12 protein-coding genes are annotated in these 14,228 nt (G+C 58.6%); 5 read left to right on the plus strand and 7 right to left on the minus strand.

Going from position 1 to position 14,228, the window contains the following annotated elements; all coding sequences use genetic code 11:
- The first annotated feature begins 159 nt into the window (after positions 1–159).
- Entirely contained in the window at positions 160–729 is a 570-nt protein-coding gene (locus GOB81_RS01310) for an NADPH-dependent FMN reductase (RefSeq protein ID WP_173568562.1), read from the plus strand.
- 85 nt (positions 730–814) lie between these two features.
- Here the strand turns inward: GOB81_RS01310 and GOB81_RS01315 are convergent, their stop codons facing one another.
- From GOB81_RS01315 to GOB81_RS01330, 4 genes are all read right to left on the minus strand, one after another.
- Positions 815–973 (minus strand): hypothetical protein, encoded by a 159-nt coding sequence (locus GOB81_RS01315; RefSeq protein WP_173568563.1) that lies wholly within the window; start codon positions 971–973, stop codon positions 815–817.
- Positions 974–977: 4 nt separating this feature from the next.
- Positions 978–1,223, minus strand: a complete 246-nt coding sequence (locus tag GOB81_RS01320; protein WP_173568564.1) for a hypothetical protein — start codon at positions 1,221–1,223, stop codon at positions 978–980.
- 146 nt (positions 1,224–1,369) lie between these two features.
- Positions 1,370–3,115, minus strand: coding sequence for a DEAD/DEAH box helicase (locus GOB81_RS01325; protein WP_173568565.1), 1,746 nt, complete (start codon positions 3,113–3,115; stop codon positions 1,370–1,372).
- 132 nt (positions 3,116–3,247) lie between these two features.
- Positions 3,248–5,101 carry a hypothetical protein gene (locus GOB81_RS01330; RefSeq protein WP_173568566.1) on the minus strand — a complete coding sequence of 618 codons (1,854 nt, stop codon included), beginning with the start codon at positions 5,099–5,101 and terminating at the stop codon, positions 3,248–3,250.
- A 188-nt stretch (positions 5,102–5,289) separates the two neighbouring features.
- Here GOB81_RS01330 and dapF point away from each other — a divergent pair, with 188 nt between their 5' ends.
- From dapF to GOB81_RS01350, 4 genes are all read left to right on the plus strand, one after another.
- Entirely contained in the window at positions 5,290–6,117 is an 828-nt protein-coding gene (gene dapF, locus GOB81_RS01335) for a diaminopimelate epimerase (RefSeq protein ID WP_173568567.1), read from the plus strand.
- Complete coding sequence (gene mtaB, locus GOB81_RS01340) at positions 6,114–7,394, plus strand: tRNA (N(6)-L-threonylcarbamoyladenosine(37)-C(2))-methylthiotransferase MtaB (RefSeq protein WP_173568568.1); 1,281 nt, start codon at positions 6,114–6,116, stop codon at positions 7,392–7,394. The genes dapF and mtaB overlap by 4 nt, the downstream gene beginning before the upstream one ends.
- 1 nt (position 7,395) lies before the next feature.
- On the plus strand, positions 7,396–8,358 hold the full coding sequence (gene ftsY / locus GOB81_RS01345; protein ID WP_173568569.1) for a signal recognition particle-docking protein FtsY: 963 nt from the start codon (positions 7,396–7,398) through the stop codon (positions 8,356–8,358).
- A gap of 232 nt (positions 8,359–8,590) precedes the next feature.
- Entirely contained in the window at positions 8,591–9,847 is a 1,257-nt protein-coding gene (locus GOB81_RS01350) for an outer membrane beta-barrel protein (RefSeq protein ID WP_408736887.1), read from the plus strand.
- A gap of 108 nt (positions 9,848–9,955) precedes the next feature.
- On the opposite strand, the gene GOB81_RS01355 is transcribed toward GOB81_RS01350, so the two are convergent.
- The 3 genes from GOB81_RS01355 to GOB81_RS01365 form a co-directional block, all read right to left on the minus strand.
- Positions 9,956–11,074, minus strand: a complete 1,119-nt coding sequence (locus GOB81_RS01355; protein WP_173568570.1) for a flagellar biosynthesis protein FlgL — start codon at positions 11,072–11,074, stop codon at positions 9,956–9,958.
- Positions 11,075–11,079: 5 nt separating this feature from the next.
- The gene (gene flgK / locus GOB81_RS01360) at positions 11,080–12,615 is read right to left on the minus strand and encodes a flagellar hook-associated protein FlgK (RefSeq protein ID WP_173568571.1); all 1,536 of its coding nucleotides are present in this window, start codon (positions 12,613–12,615) and stop codon (positions 11,080–11,082) included.
- 159 nt (positions 12,616–12,774) lie between these two features.
- On the minus strand, positions 12,775–14,103 hold the full coding sequence (locus GOB81_RS01365; RefSeq protein ID WP_173568572.1) for a flagellar hook-basal body complex protein: 1,329 nt from the start codon (positions 14,101–14,103) through the stop codon (positions 12,775–12,777).
- Positions 14,104–14,228 lie beyond the last annotated feature (125 nt).

Raw genomic sequence — 14,228 nt, forward strand, 5'->3', positions numbered from 1 at the left:
TTCTTTCCCGCCAGCCATGAATTGAAAGACTGGCGGGGACGTCTTTTCTGCCAGACTGACGTTGCTTCGTCGGGGGACCTCTTCTTACTCAGGCGATCCCGACAAAAACATGATGGACCGGAGACAGTTTGTTTCCCCCATCAGCCGGAGAACAGCGTCATGTCCGCCACGACCTCGCTTCATTTCGTCACACTCCTCGGCAGTCTGAGGAAAGCGTCTTTCAACGCAGCGGTGGCCCGTGCGCTGCCCGATCTGGCCCCCGAAGGCGTGATGGTTTCACCACTGGGCTCCATCAGGGATTTTCCACACTACGATGCCGATGAACAGGACAAGGGGTTTCCCGCTCCCGTCCTACAAATGGCCGAGCAGATTGCCGCAGCCGACGGGCTCATCATCGTGACACCGGAATATAATTACTCCGTTCCGGGGACGCTGAAGAACGCCATCGACTGGCTTTCGCGCCTGTCCCCGCAACCGCTCGCCGGGAAGCCGGTAGCGATTCAGACGGCATCGCCCGGCATGATCGGCGGTGCACGCGCCCAGTATCATCTGCGCCAGAGTCTGGTGTTTCTGGATGCTTTTGTTCTGAACAGGCCCGAAGTGATGATCGGCCAGTGCGCACAGAAGATAAATCCCGACACGCTGGAACTGACCGATGCCGGAACCCGTGAGTTCCTGACACGGCAGATGGGAGCGCTGGCAGTGCTGGCACGAAAACTTCGCAGCTAACGCGCACCGCCAACGCACTCTGCCGAAGCATTTCCACGATACATATGAAAAACGCGGCACTGAGGCCGCATTTTTCATGGGTAAATCAGTCTTCCATTTCCGCGTTGAGCTTTTTCAGCTTTTCCGTCAGTGCATGGACTTTACCCGGATCGTTTTTATGTGCTTCGGCCAGTTCGCGCTGAATTTCCTTCAGGCGATGCTCCAGCGTCTGCTGCGACGGCACTTCATGAGAATGCTCGGTCATCGGTTTATTTCTCCCGAGTCAGGATCTGGCGCGCGAGCACCGAGATTTCCTTTGCCTCAATGCCTTCCGGATTGTGAAGAGCCTTCTTGGCAATGATTTTCTGTTCTTCCGTCGCGCCCTCGGCACCCTTCAGAACGAAATCCGCCAGCTTCTCCACTTCCTGCTTTGTGAGCAGTTTGGGCTGACGCTCCGCTTTTTCCGCGAGGTGCTGCAACGCCGATGTTTCATGCGGCAAGGGATCGTGTGACATGGAAACTCCCATCAACAGGCCTGCCGCTTTCATGCGGCAGGCTTTCTGAAGATGTTGGTACGATCAGGGAGTTTTCAATGCATCCTGCGGCTTTTCATCGCAATAACTCTTATGCGCGGAAAAACCGGGGGAGTTTCGTAGTGCTCTTAGCTGCGCTTGCGCGAAGAGCTTTTGGTCGGATCCACGGGACGACGCGGCTTGGACGGACGGGAACCCGGCGTACGACCACGGGGTGAAGGTGCTTCACTTCCCGAAGGTGCCTTGGCAGGTTCGATCGTGATCTCGTCCGCATCGGCTGCGGAGGCGCACTCAGCGAAACGCGTGGCTTTATCCCCCGCGATCTCGACGAGGGTGTAGGTCGGAGCGATACGGATCGCGCCGATATCCTTTTTCGTGATGCCGCCCAGACGGCAGATGACCGGAACCAGCCACTTCGGATCGGCCTTGTCGGCGCGCCCGACGGAAAGCTTGAACCAGCTTCCGCCTTCCATCTCGCGGCTGCGCTCGCGTGGTTCCCTCGGCTCTCTTGGCTCCCGCGTCCGCTCGCGCGACGGACCCGCGTCACGGCTGCTGCTTCCCGGCGTAATCGCGCGCACGCCTACAGGCTGCGGAAGCGATTTGTTCCAGAGGAACACCAGCGCGGCGGCCAGCTGTTCCGGTGTCTTTTCAGCCACCAGACGCTCGACGAGAGGCTTCTCTCCCGTGACGGACTCGCGGGTCAGCGCTTCGCTGGTCAGCAGACGCTCGGTGTCGGCCTCACGAATGGCGTCCTGCGTCGGGACAGTATTCCATGCGACATCCACGCCGGCGGCCTGCATCAGGCGGTCGGCCTGGCGCTTCTTGGAAGGCACGGTGACGAGCACGCATACGCCCTTGCGTCCGGCTCGACCCGTACGACCCGAGCGATGCAGCAGCGTAGCAGGGCTACCCGGCAGGCTGGCATGGATCACCAGTCCGAGCGACGGCACATCAATGCCACGTGCAGCGACATCGGTGGCGACGCAGACGCGGGCCAGACCGTTGCGCAGGCTCTCGATGGCGCGGCTACGCTCGTTCTGACCCAGTTCACCGGAAATGGCGACAGAGGAGAAGCCATGCCCCACGAGGGCGGCCTGTAACTGACGCACACCCTCACGGGTATGGCAGAACACCATCGCGCAGGGGCTTTCGATCAGACGCAGCACGTTGATGATCGCGCCGATCGTGTCACTCTGATCGGCAAGAATGGCGCGGTATTCGATATCGGTGTGCGGCGCGTTGTCGCCGACCGTGTCGATGCGCAGGGCATCGCGCTGATAACGCTGGGCAAGACGCGCGATCTCGCGGGCAATCGTCGCAGAAAAGAGAAAACTGCGACGGGTCGGCGGCGTGGCGTCGAGCATCGTCTCCAGCTCTTCGCGGAAGCCGAGGTCGAGCATCTCGTCGGCCTCGTCCAGCACCGCAACCTTAAGGCCGGACAGGTTCAGGTTTTTGCGCGACAGGTGATCGCACAGACGCCCCGGCGTGCCGACAACGATGTGGCAGCCCATTGCCAGAGCGCGCGCTTCCTGGCGTGGCTCCATACCGCCAACGCAGGACACGATGCGTGCCCCCGTGCCAGCGTAGAGCCATACAAGCTCATTCTTCACCTGCAACGCCAGTTCGCGTGTCGGTGCAATGACCAGCGCCAGCGGGGTCGGAGCGGGAAGGGCCTTGCCCTCTGCATCGAGAAGCTCGCTCGCCATGGCGAGGCCGAAGGCAACTGTCTTGCCCGAACCGGTGCGAGCCGACACCAGCAGGTCCCGTCCTCGCGCATTGTCGGCCAGGACTGCCTCCTGCACAGGCGTCGGCTCCTGATAGCCGCGTTCGGCGAGGGCGTGCGCAAGTGTGGGAACGGTGTCCGGAAAAGGCATGGTCGAGATTGGTCCTGGAACGGGAGGTCGGAAGCCGGACATAGAGAGAAACGCGGGAAAAGGCTAGATCAGCCTTTATAAAAAATGGCGCTCCCCGGTGAGGAACGCCATTTCACCCCGCGATGAACCGGATTACTGGAAGGGAAGATACCGGAAATCGAAAAATAGCTGGCTTTCGGAAGTATGTGGCCGCCCACCTACGCCCTGCCACGCCTGCACACGGCTATAGGCAATTTGCGCGCCCGCTTCCACGGTGCCGTAACGCCCCTTGAGGAAGCGCCACCAGGCCCCGATCGTCCCTTCCATCACATTGTGGATGTTACCCGTGCACGGGAGGGATGACAGCTCGATGTTACAACCTGCGTTGGACGACAGCGGATTACCGTAGCCCAGAGCCGAGCCACCCACATCGGAATAGCTGCGTCCTGCCCACTGGGTTCCGAAATAACCATAGATATCAAAGCGGTTGTTAGGGTGTGCGATGACGCCCGCAGTCCCCTGCGCGGAAAACAGCGGCTCCGGCTTGCCCTGTGCGCTGACGGTCGCATCCGGCAGCAGTACCGAGCCATAACGGCCGATGCCATAACCCGCCAGACCGGCGATACGGACCTCGACCTTGTGTGGGATGACAGGCAGAATCATGGAGCCCCCGCCACCCCCGCTCGGCGTGGTATAGTTGCGGCCGCCACCGGTCCATGAGACCCGGTCATGCGCAAAATGGGCGATCCCTTCGATTTCGTAATGGCCCCATTTCGGGTCATACGCGATCTTGGCGATCACATCCGGGGCAATTTCGTTCGAGAACGGAGCACTGTTCGTCAGGCCGGTGCCGTCCTTGTTGATTGTCGCCACATGACCATTCGGCAGCACGACACGCTCGTCACCATCGGTGGTAAAGCCCGTCGTGTCATACAGCGTCTGCGGGTTTTCGAGCGAAAGACCGACCCAGAGTTTATGCTGGAAGAAATCCTTGGTGATGCGGACCTGCCACTGACGCGCCCAGGTCTGTCCTGCCAGCATGGCGGCGTCGATGGTTTCCGGCAGGCTCTCCTGACGGGGCACAATGCCGATACGACCGGGGGTCAGCATGCTCCACGCCTGACCGGCGAGGAAATGAAAGTTTTCCTTGCTGTTGTCATAGACGAGATAGGCCTGCCGGAGACGCGGCGAATAGCTGTTGCTTTCGTAGGCGTTGGTCGTGGCGGCACCTGCACCGAAATCGGTCTCGAAAAAGCCGGAAATCGTTTCGTACTGATCGATGTTACCCTTCATCATCAGGGACAGACGACTGTAACGCGCGGCGCCTTCGAAGCTGTTCGTATGATAGTTCGGGCTGTTGCGGTATGGCAGGCCCGACCACAGGGTAAAGGTTCCCGATGACATCTGACGATTCTGCAGGACGGTTGCCGCATCGACGAAACCGCCCAGCGCGATCGTGACGGGTCCCATGTGGAAGACGCCGTGATCGCCGACGGCGCCTGCCGACTGGGCACCCGCCGTTTCACGCGGGTGCGGCCCGACACCGTTTTCCGCCGTGTGCACGATGATGTCCTCGGCCCGGTGAGCCGTCACGGTTTTGAACGTCGGCTGATCGTCGGTCACGAAATTTGGACGCACTTCCGGGTTATGGGCATGCGCCGTCGGGCTTCCGAGGTTGATCTCCTCTTCTTCCTGCGGCTCGACATGCTGCCATTTCTCACCGTTCGCCACGGCGATTTTCTGGCGTGTCGTCTTGCTCAGGCTTGCATGAGAGGAGGACGCCCCGAGTGTCGTTTTTTTAACGACAAGCTGCTTCTGCAAACCGACGAGAGCCTTCGTCAGCTGCGCCTGCTGCTCCTGAATGCGCGCGATCTGCTTTTCCATGAGCTCAAGCGATTCGCTCTGGTCGTCAGCAAAAGCCGCGAACGGAAAAAGAGCTGTTCCCGCACACAGAGCGAGCACATACGAGCATCTGGTCCGGCGGAGAAACGTCGGGCGTTGTGGCATGGGGCGGGAAGCGTCCGTTTATGAAAGAAACTTTAAGACAAAACATTGCTGTTTCAAGAGATCTAATAATAATTTGACGAGAAATTGTCATTCAATTTTTTTTTAAAAAAGGTAGCAAAACAGCCTCAGATGTCTCTGTTTTTCAAGAAAACCGTGTGTTTCACCGGGTTTTGGCATACATATCACACATGATGACATTTTTTCAGAAGATGCATGGATTGGGGAATGATTTCGTCATCATGGACGAGCGGACCGCCGCCCTTCCCCTGACACCAGCACGAATCGCCGCCCTCGCCGACCGCAGACGTGGCATCGGCTGCGACCAGTTTGTCACCCTCTCCGCCCCGACCAAACCGGAAGCGTCTGTATCTGTGCGTTTTTTCAATCCCGATGGCAGCGAGGCAGGAGCCTGCGGCAATGCCTCCCGCTGCATCGCCAGCCTGATCGGGCAGGAAACAGCGGTCGATACCCTGACCTTCGAGACACGCGGCGGCCTGCTGAAAGCCAGTGTGCTGTCCCGGACGGAAACCGGCGGCGCTGTCGTCACAGTGGATATGGGCCGTCCCGCAACCGACTGGCAGGCTGTGCCGCTTGCACGGGAGACCGATACCCTGCGTCTTCCCCTGCAGGGCGAACCCGCAGCACTCTCCATGGGCAATCCGCACGCGACCTTCTTTGTCGAGGATCTGGCCGAAGCCGAACGCGGTCCAGCCCTGGAAGTCGATCCGCTGTTCCCCGACCGCGCCAATATCGGATTTGCCCGGATCGATGCACCCGACCGGATGCGGCTGCGTGTCTGGGAACGCGGCGCGGGCTTCACGCTGGCCTGTGGTTCCGGCGCCTGTGCAGCCGTGGTGAATGCCGCGCGACGCGGGCTGGGCGCACGCCGGATGACGGTTGAGGTTGACGGCGGGGAGATGGGTATCGCATGGGAGGCAAACGATCATGTGCTGATGACCGGACCCGCCCAGCTTGCCTTTAAGGGGTCCGTCGACCTCGAGGCCTATCCAAAATGACCGACACCCCTCCGGAACTGCCGGTCGCCCCCACGCAAGGCGTGGACATTCTGACCTTCGGCTGCCGTCTCAACACCTATGAGAGCGAGGTGATGCGCGGCCACGCGGCGACGCTGGAAGATGTCATCATCGTCAATACCTGCGCCGTCACCAATGAAGCCGAGCGGCAGGCGCGGCAGGCCATTCGCCGCGCCCATCGTGAACGTCCGGGCGCACGCATTGTCGTGACCGGCTGTGCGGCGCAGATCAATCCGGATCGTTGGGCTGCGATCCCCGGCGTGACACGGGTGCTGGGCAACGAAGACAAGCTGAAGGCGGAAAGCTGGAGCCTGCCCGCCCTGAGCGCCGGCAATGCCGTCTCCGACATCATGGCGGCGAAGGAAACGGCGGCGCATCTGGTCACGGAATTCGCCGGACGCACCCGTGCCTTCGTGCAGGTGCAGCAGGGGTGCGACCATCGCTGCACTTTCTGCATCATCCCTTACGGACGCGGCCCCTCACGCTCCGTGCCGGTGGGCGTTGTGGTGGAGCAGGTGCGCGCTCTTGTTGCCGCAGGGTATCGCGAGGTCGTCCTGACCGGCGTGGACATCACCTCGTGGGGCGATGATCTGCCCGGCACGCCACAACTCGGACAGCTCTGCCGACGCCTGCTGGCGCTCGTGCCGGAACTGGAGCGGTTGCGGCTGTCCTCCGTCGATCCCGTGGAGATCGACGACGACATCTGGCGGCTTCTGGAAAACGAACCCCGTTTTATGCCGTATCTGCACCTGTCATTGCAGGCAGGTTCGGACATGATCCTCAAGCGCATGAAGCGGCGGCATCTGGTGGCGGACGCTGCATCCGTCATTGAACGTGCACGGTCGATCCGGCCGGAGATCGGCCTCGGTGCCGACCTGATCGCCGGGTTCCCGACCGAGGATGACGCGCTGTTCGAGGAAACCCTGTCCTTCCTTGAGCAGGCCGCTCTCCCCTATCTGCATGTCTTTCCCTACAGCGCCCGTCCGGGAACGCCCGCGGCGAAGATGCCAGCCGTGCCTGTCGTCGAGCGTAAGGCCCGCGCCGCCCGGGTCCGGGCGGTCGGAGAGCAGTCGGCCCGGACCTATTTCAACAGTCTGCTCGGGCGCGAATTGCGCGTGCTGATGGAAACGGCGAACAGCGGCCACAGCGAGGAATTTGCCCCCGTCAGGCTGGCGCAGGGCCAGTCGGAGATGGGGCGCATCGAGGTCCTGCGTGCGGTAGCGGTTGACGCAGGCGGTCTGGTGGCGGAGATCGTGTGACATGGCACTCGGATTCTTCTCCCGTCTCAAGCAGGGGCTCTCGCGCTCCACCCAGAAACTCAGCGGCGTCTTCACCAAGCGAAAGCTCGATGAAGCAGCGCTTGAAGATCTGGAAGAGCACCTCATCGCGGCCGATCTCGGCCCCGAAGTCGCAGAACGTGTAATCGAGTCCTTCCGCAAGACCCGTTTCGGGGCGGAAGTGACGGACGATGAAATCCGCACCACGCTGGCCGACGAGATTGCCCGCGTTCTGGAACCTGTCGCCATTCCTTTCGAGCCGGACCCGGCGCTCAAGCCGCATGTCGTGCTGATGGTGGGTGTGAACGGCAGCGGCAAGACGACGACCATTGGCAAGATGGGTCGTTATTTCAGCGAGCAGGGCAAGAAAGTCATCATGGTAGCGGGAGATACGTTCCGCGCCGCCGCTGTGGAGCAGCTTCAGATCTGGGGTGAACGCACCAATGTGCCCGTGATCTCGGGCAAGCCCGGTGCTGACGCTGCCGGTCTCGCCTTTGAGGCCCTCAAGCGCGGTAAGGCGGAAGATGCCGACCTGCTACTGATCGACACGGCCGGCCGCCTCCACAACAAGGGCGCTCTGATGGAGGAGCTCGCGAAGATCATCCGCGTGATGAAAAAATTCGACGAGACCGCGCCGCATTCCGTCATTCTCGTTCTGGATGCCACGACTGGGCAGAACGCCGTCGAACAGGTGCGCGTCTTCCGTGAACTGGTGAACGTGACGGGCCTGATCGTGACCAAGCTGGACGGGTCCGCCCGCGGCGGCATCGTGGTGGCGCTGGCGAACCAGTTCAAGCTGCCGATCCATGCTGTTGGGGTGGGAGAGAAAGCAGAAGATCTGCGGCCTTTCTCAGCGCAGGAATTCGCGCGGGGGCTTGTGGGGCGAGCGGATATTTCAACCACGACCGAAGAGGTTTCCGAGGAAGAGAGCAGCCTTCAACCATAGGTGCTTTCTTCTCCTCAACCGCTGGTTTCTGAGGATTCAGAGACGAAAACGTTGCATAATCGACACAGACCGAGACAAACAGACACGCTCCCTGCGTTTGCCTGCGAATCCTGTTGTCTGGCATAAAATCGACAGACAGCATTATATAAGCGTCTCCGATTAACGGATTCCCCACGAAATCTCTGGTCATTTTCCAGCACGCCCCGTTTCTGGAACAGGAAGGGAACTGAAAGTGCAGAAGCGTAAACTCTCCCTTATTTTTCTTGCCGTTACTTGCATAATCAGTTCGGTCGGCAATGCTCACGCCGCCATCAACCTGTTTGCGGCTCAACCCGGGGCGTCCGAATTTGAACAATGGTGGCGGAGCATCACGCTGGCCGGTCGGATTGATGGCGGCATCATGGCTAATCCGGCGCGTCCCGATAATGGTATCAATTTTGGCGATTTCATTGGCGACCACGCCAATCAGGTCCAGCTCAACCAGTTTGCCCTGACCCTCGCACGGGCGATTGACACTACAAGCAACGATTACAGTTTCGGATTCACCCTCGAAGCCAGTTATGGCTCGGATTCACGGTACTACCATCTGCTGGGCATTTCCGACCGTGCCTTCAATGCGCGGTATCAGATCATTCCCTCGCACGCCCAAGTGGATGCACATCTGCCCTGGCTGACGAAACTGGGTATCGACATGCACGCCGGCATTCTGCAGGCACCCATGGGACCCGAAGCGTTCGATCCGAATGCCCGTCCCTTCTACACGTTCAGCTATACCGGTCAGTATTCGGTGCCTTTCCAGCATATCGGCATGATGACCACGATCCATGTGACGCCGATGATCGACGTGCTGACGGGCATCGATACTGGTAACCAGACAACATTTGGCAACAGCGACAACAACAACAAACCTGCCGGTTATGCGGGCATCGCACTGAACAATCTTGCCGATGGCAAGCTGACCATTACGGAACTCAGCCGTTTCGGGCCGGAAGATTCCCGTCTCGTTCTTGGGCGCGAAGCCAATAGTGCTATGCGGTTCTGGAATGATATTCTGGCCGTTTATAAGGTAACGCCCACCATAACCGTCACGGGCGAGTTCAATTACCTCCATGATGATGGCCTCCGTGCTGACACGGAAAGTTTTGTCTCTTATCTGTCTTGGAACTTTGCCAAGAACTTCACCTTCAACTATCGCGGGGAAATCTATCGCGACAATACCGGTCAGATGGTGGTCAATTTTCTCACTAACGAAGGCTACATGAACGGTATCGCTGGACGGTCAACTCCGACCGAGAGTGCTCCGCCAACCACATATGGCGCGATGACACTGGGCGTAACCTACAGGACATCGCTTGCAAAAGACCTTGGGTATTTCGCCATTCGTCCGGAAATCAGGTTTGATCGTTCTCTGAATGGGACCACACCGTTCAACGATGAACGCAACAGTGGCATGTTCACTTTTGGCGGTGATGCCATGATCGGTTTCTGAAAAAGAAAAAGACGCAACAGTGAAAACTGTTGTGTCTCTTCAATGAGGCCTCCCTGCCAGATGAGCCGATCTCCCGCGTGGCTTTGGCTGCGGGAATAGGCGTCTCAATCACATATAACTGGCGAGAGTCATCCCTTTCATGTCCGCTATAAGCGTGTAGGACGCCTCCAGCTGCTCCTGAACCGTTGTGGTCTGAACCGAGATGGCAGCGAGATCGCTACTGCTCAGTTCTTTCACGTTCGAGAGCTGGGAAGTCAGCATCACGCTCATTGTCGAAAGTGAGCTTGACTGATTCGTCAGCGAGTTCTGGGTGATTCCCAGCGAGCCTTCCTCGTCGGTCAACTGGGTGGAAATCGTGGATGTCGATGACTGGAGCTGCGACACCAGATCCGAAAAATTCGAACTTGAGGTGTCGGCGCTCCCAAGGGAGGCCACGATCATCAGGTTTCGCATCAGATCCCGGATCGTCGAGCCTGTGGTCGTGGTGGAGTCCCCCGTGCTGGAGCCCTCCGTTGCCACCACCCCAACACTGATGGTCGTCGACTGCCCGATAACGGCTTTGCTTGCCAGCGATTGTGCTGAAACAGGATCGGTGGAAAGAGCCGAAGAAAATACGGAAAGATCGGATGTCGTGCCGGAACTGTCCGTATAAGTCGCGCCGCTTGAAGCATACTGAGTCGCGTCCGCGAAAACCGCCGACGCGCCAAGCGTATCCAACTGGCTGACGGCGCTCGACGTTGCCGTGGCAAGTTCACTCGTCGCCAGTCCACTCGCATCGGTCACCGGAGCAGTCTGGGAATCCTGTCCCGCGAAAACATATCCAGTGCCACTGCTGGTATTGAGATACGTGCCCAGTTCCGAAAGCGCTGACTGGGCGCTTGCGACAATGGTGCTCAGTTCACTTTGCCCAAGGGTTCCTGAAAGAGAAACGAGATTGGTGGAAAGCGTTGTCGCAATGGAGGAGATCTGGGTCAGCGCCGTCTGGGTCGTATCCAGAGACGTCTGAGCGCTGGAAATAGATGACTGCCAGCTTGAGACCGCCGTTATTTGCGGATCCAGACTTAATGCCTGGGCACGGTCATCGCCCAGCCCGACATAGGTGCTGGACTTCATGCCACTGGATGTCTCATCTGCGAGAGCTGTTTGCTGCTGCGTCAGGTTCTGGACTGCCTGCTGCAAAATATAGGCTGTGCCACTTGAACCGTACAGACCGACTGATGTGCTCATGACTGTTACACCGCATCCAGAAGGGCCGTGAACATGGATTGCACGGCGGTTATGATTTTTGCATTGGCTGTATAGGCGTTTTGCAAGGCGATAACTTTTGACATCTCGTTGTCCACATCCACACCCGACACGTTGGATACGCTTGTTGTCAGTGTGGTCTGAACAGAGGTCGCGGTTGTCAGATTAGACGATGCCGTCGAAGCCACGGAAGCCTGCGAGGACGTCAGCGCCGTCGCCAGATTGGCCAGGGTCTGACTACCGCTATAACCGGTCGAGATGGTCCCGTTCACCCCCAGACCGGAACTCGGCGCGGCCGGTGTGCCACTTCCCAGCGCTGTGGTCAGGAGCGATTCAGCCAATGTCGTCGAACCATCTTCTGAAAGAGAGGACGGATCGGATGAAAGTGAAGAACTGACCTGAATTGTGCTGGCGAAACCCACAATCCCGTCTGGCGTGCCCTCAGTCGTGCTGGAACTGGGGATTACCCCGGAACTGTCGGTGAAAAGGTCGATACCTGCAGAACTGAATCTGTCGGCCAGAGTATAAGCGAAAGAATCGAGCTGCGCCTGCATTGTCGGATAAGTGGTGTCCCGCAACTGGATGTTGGCACCGAGACTTCCGCCCGTGAGGTCCGAAGTCAGGTCCGTCGTGCTTCCCACCAGCGTAATCGCCGGAATATCACTGGAAGAGGATGAAGACGTCTCGGAGGACGTAGCCGCAAGAGTGATGTCTTCTGTCGTGAGGGGCCATGTCGATGACGCTTCCAGCGTGCTCGAAGAGTCGGACGGATAGGTCGAGGTGGCGTTATTTTCGCTGTCCGTGGGATAGGTCGGCAGCTGTGTGCCATTGGCCGTCTTGACCAGCATGTCCCCTTTTGATGTCTCGGTATAAGACACGGAGATATAGGACGACAGGTCGGACATGGCAGCAGAACGCTGATTTTCCAGATCGGCAGTACTGACTCCCTGAGCCTGCAATGTCATGATCTTTTTGGACAGCACGCCGATCGTCGTCAGGTCCGTATTGACCGACGATACTTCGGTAACAATGGAATCCTCAGCCGACTGTCTCTGCGTCTGGTAAGCGGAAGAAAGCGTATTGATCGTGGAGGCGAGCGTCGATGCATCCGAGACGACAGTGCTTCGTGCCGTTGAATCGGTCGGCGAGGAAATCAGGGATGTAATCGCATCCGAAATATTGCCGACTTCGTCTGTCAATGAGCCCGTTGAGCCTGAATCCGAACTCGTCGTCCCCTGCAAGGCCGTAATAGCGGAGAGCGAGTTGTCTTCCACCGTCAGACCGGACACCTCGGCGTTCTGTGTGTAAAGACTGGCCTGAAGGGCAGCATTCACATTTCGCGTGGTGAGGCCAATGGAAACACCCGAACCCGTTCCTGCGGTATCCTTGGCGTTCAGGTTCGCATTTTCCGACACATAGCCAGTTGTGCTTGCGTTGGAGACATTCTGCGAAACGACGCCAAGGGCGTACTGGGTACCCTCCAGCCCGCTGGTGGCAATTGACAGGGCGTTGTTCAGATCCATGACCCAGAACTCCAGAAAAACCCCGCCACTTCCATGAATATGGTCAGGGCGCACCACGCCCGGCAGTTTTGCCGGAGTGGCGCCTTTTATTGAACCGGACGTGGCTTCCGATCTTTTTTCAGACTGCCACGCTCAGATGAAAAACAGGTTAAGAACCTATTACTGGATCATTGCGATCGTTGACTGAAGCAGACTGTTCGCGGTCGTGATGACCTTTGTATTCGCCGTGTAAGCTTCCTGCGCAACGATCAGGCTCGACAGGTCCGACGTCAGATCCGTGGTGGAGGATTCCGTCGAGGAGGTTTCAAGCGTGCCCGTGCCGTTTGCACCGACGACACCCGTCGTCGCGGACCCGGAAGCCGCCGTCGCGACGTACGACTGCCCGTCGACAGCCATCAGGCCATCAGCATTTTTGAAGGATGACAGAGCAATCTTACCAACAAGCTGCGTGTCGCCATTGCTGAAGGTCGCCATGACGGAGCCATCACTCTCCATGGAAATCCCTTCATAAGTCGCGGAGGTTGCGCTGTCGCTTGTGAGGGTGGGCGTCGTGGAGTTCTCGGTGGCGGTCGTGGTGCCGGAAGAGCTGCCGATCGTGCCGATATTCAGATCTACCGTCTGGCCCGCTGCGCCATTGGTGTAGGAAAGGGTGATCGGAAGAGTGGCCGTCGATCCTGTGGTGCTGTTGAGCACATTACCGCTGGAATCCTTCACATCCAGAATATTGCCGCTGGAATCGAAGTCGACCGTATAGGAAGAACTATCGCTGGCGACCGCCATGGTTGAATCCGTCGAGGATGCCGCATTGGCGACCGTGACAGTGGAACTATAGGTGGTGGTTCCGTCTGTGGCGGTTGACGATGTCAGGGCTGACCAGTCCACGCTGAGCGAATGCGCCTGCGAGGTGGAATCATACACCGTCTGTGTCATGTCGGTCGCGGCGGAAGAAGAAAGTCCGCCAGTCTGCGTCAGCGTCGTCGTTTCCGTGGGACGGAACGTGACGTTGGAGACATTGAGCTGCGTCAGCTGATCGCTCAGGGTGCCCGTGGTGGAATCAGCCATATATCCGTCGAGATAATAGCCGGAAGTATTGACGAGGTAACCGTTCTTATCTTCGGAGAAATCACCGTTTCGCGTGTAATACTGCTGATCGGAGAAGCTTTCCGTGCCGGAAGTGGCTTGCCCGGATGCTTCCGACACGTCAAAGAAGCCATTGCCGGAAATGGCCAGCGCAAGAGAGTTCGTGCTGGTTGAAATGGTGCCCTGCGCCTGCGTCTGCGTGGTCGTCACGGCGCCGACGCCGTCAGAGACGGCCTGCCCACTGGAATAGGAAGAAAGGTTGTTAGAAACATAATCCTGAAAAGAGGTGTCTGAAGCCTTGTAACCGACCGTCTGGCTGTTCGCGATATTATTACTGAGATTGGTAAAAGCCGTTGACTGGGCATTCATACCCGCATCGGCGGTCGTCAGGGCATTGAAAATCGACATGGATCACTCCTAAAGGGGGCCCCGGCAGCACGGATGCCGACGACCTCAACACCCCATAGACATGCACGAAGCGTGCCAGACCGTGCCGTATAACGATTTTTTTTCGAATGCCGGAAAAGCTTCGG

The sequence above is a fragment of the Acetobacter conturbans genome (genome assembly GCF_011516755.1).
In the GTDB taxonomy this organism is placed as follows: domain Bacteria; phylum Pseudomonadota; class Alphaproteobacteria; order Acetobacterales; family Acetobacteraceae; genus Acetobacter; species Acetobacter conturbans.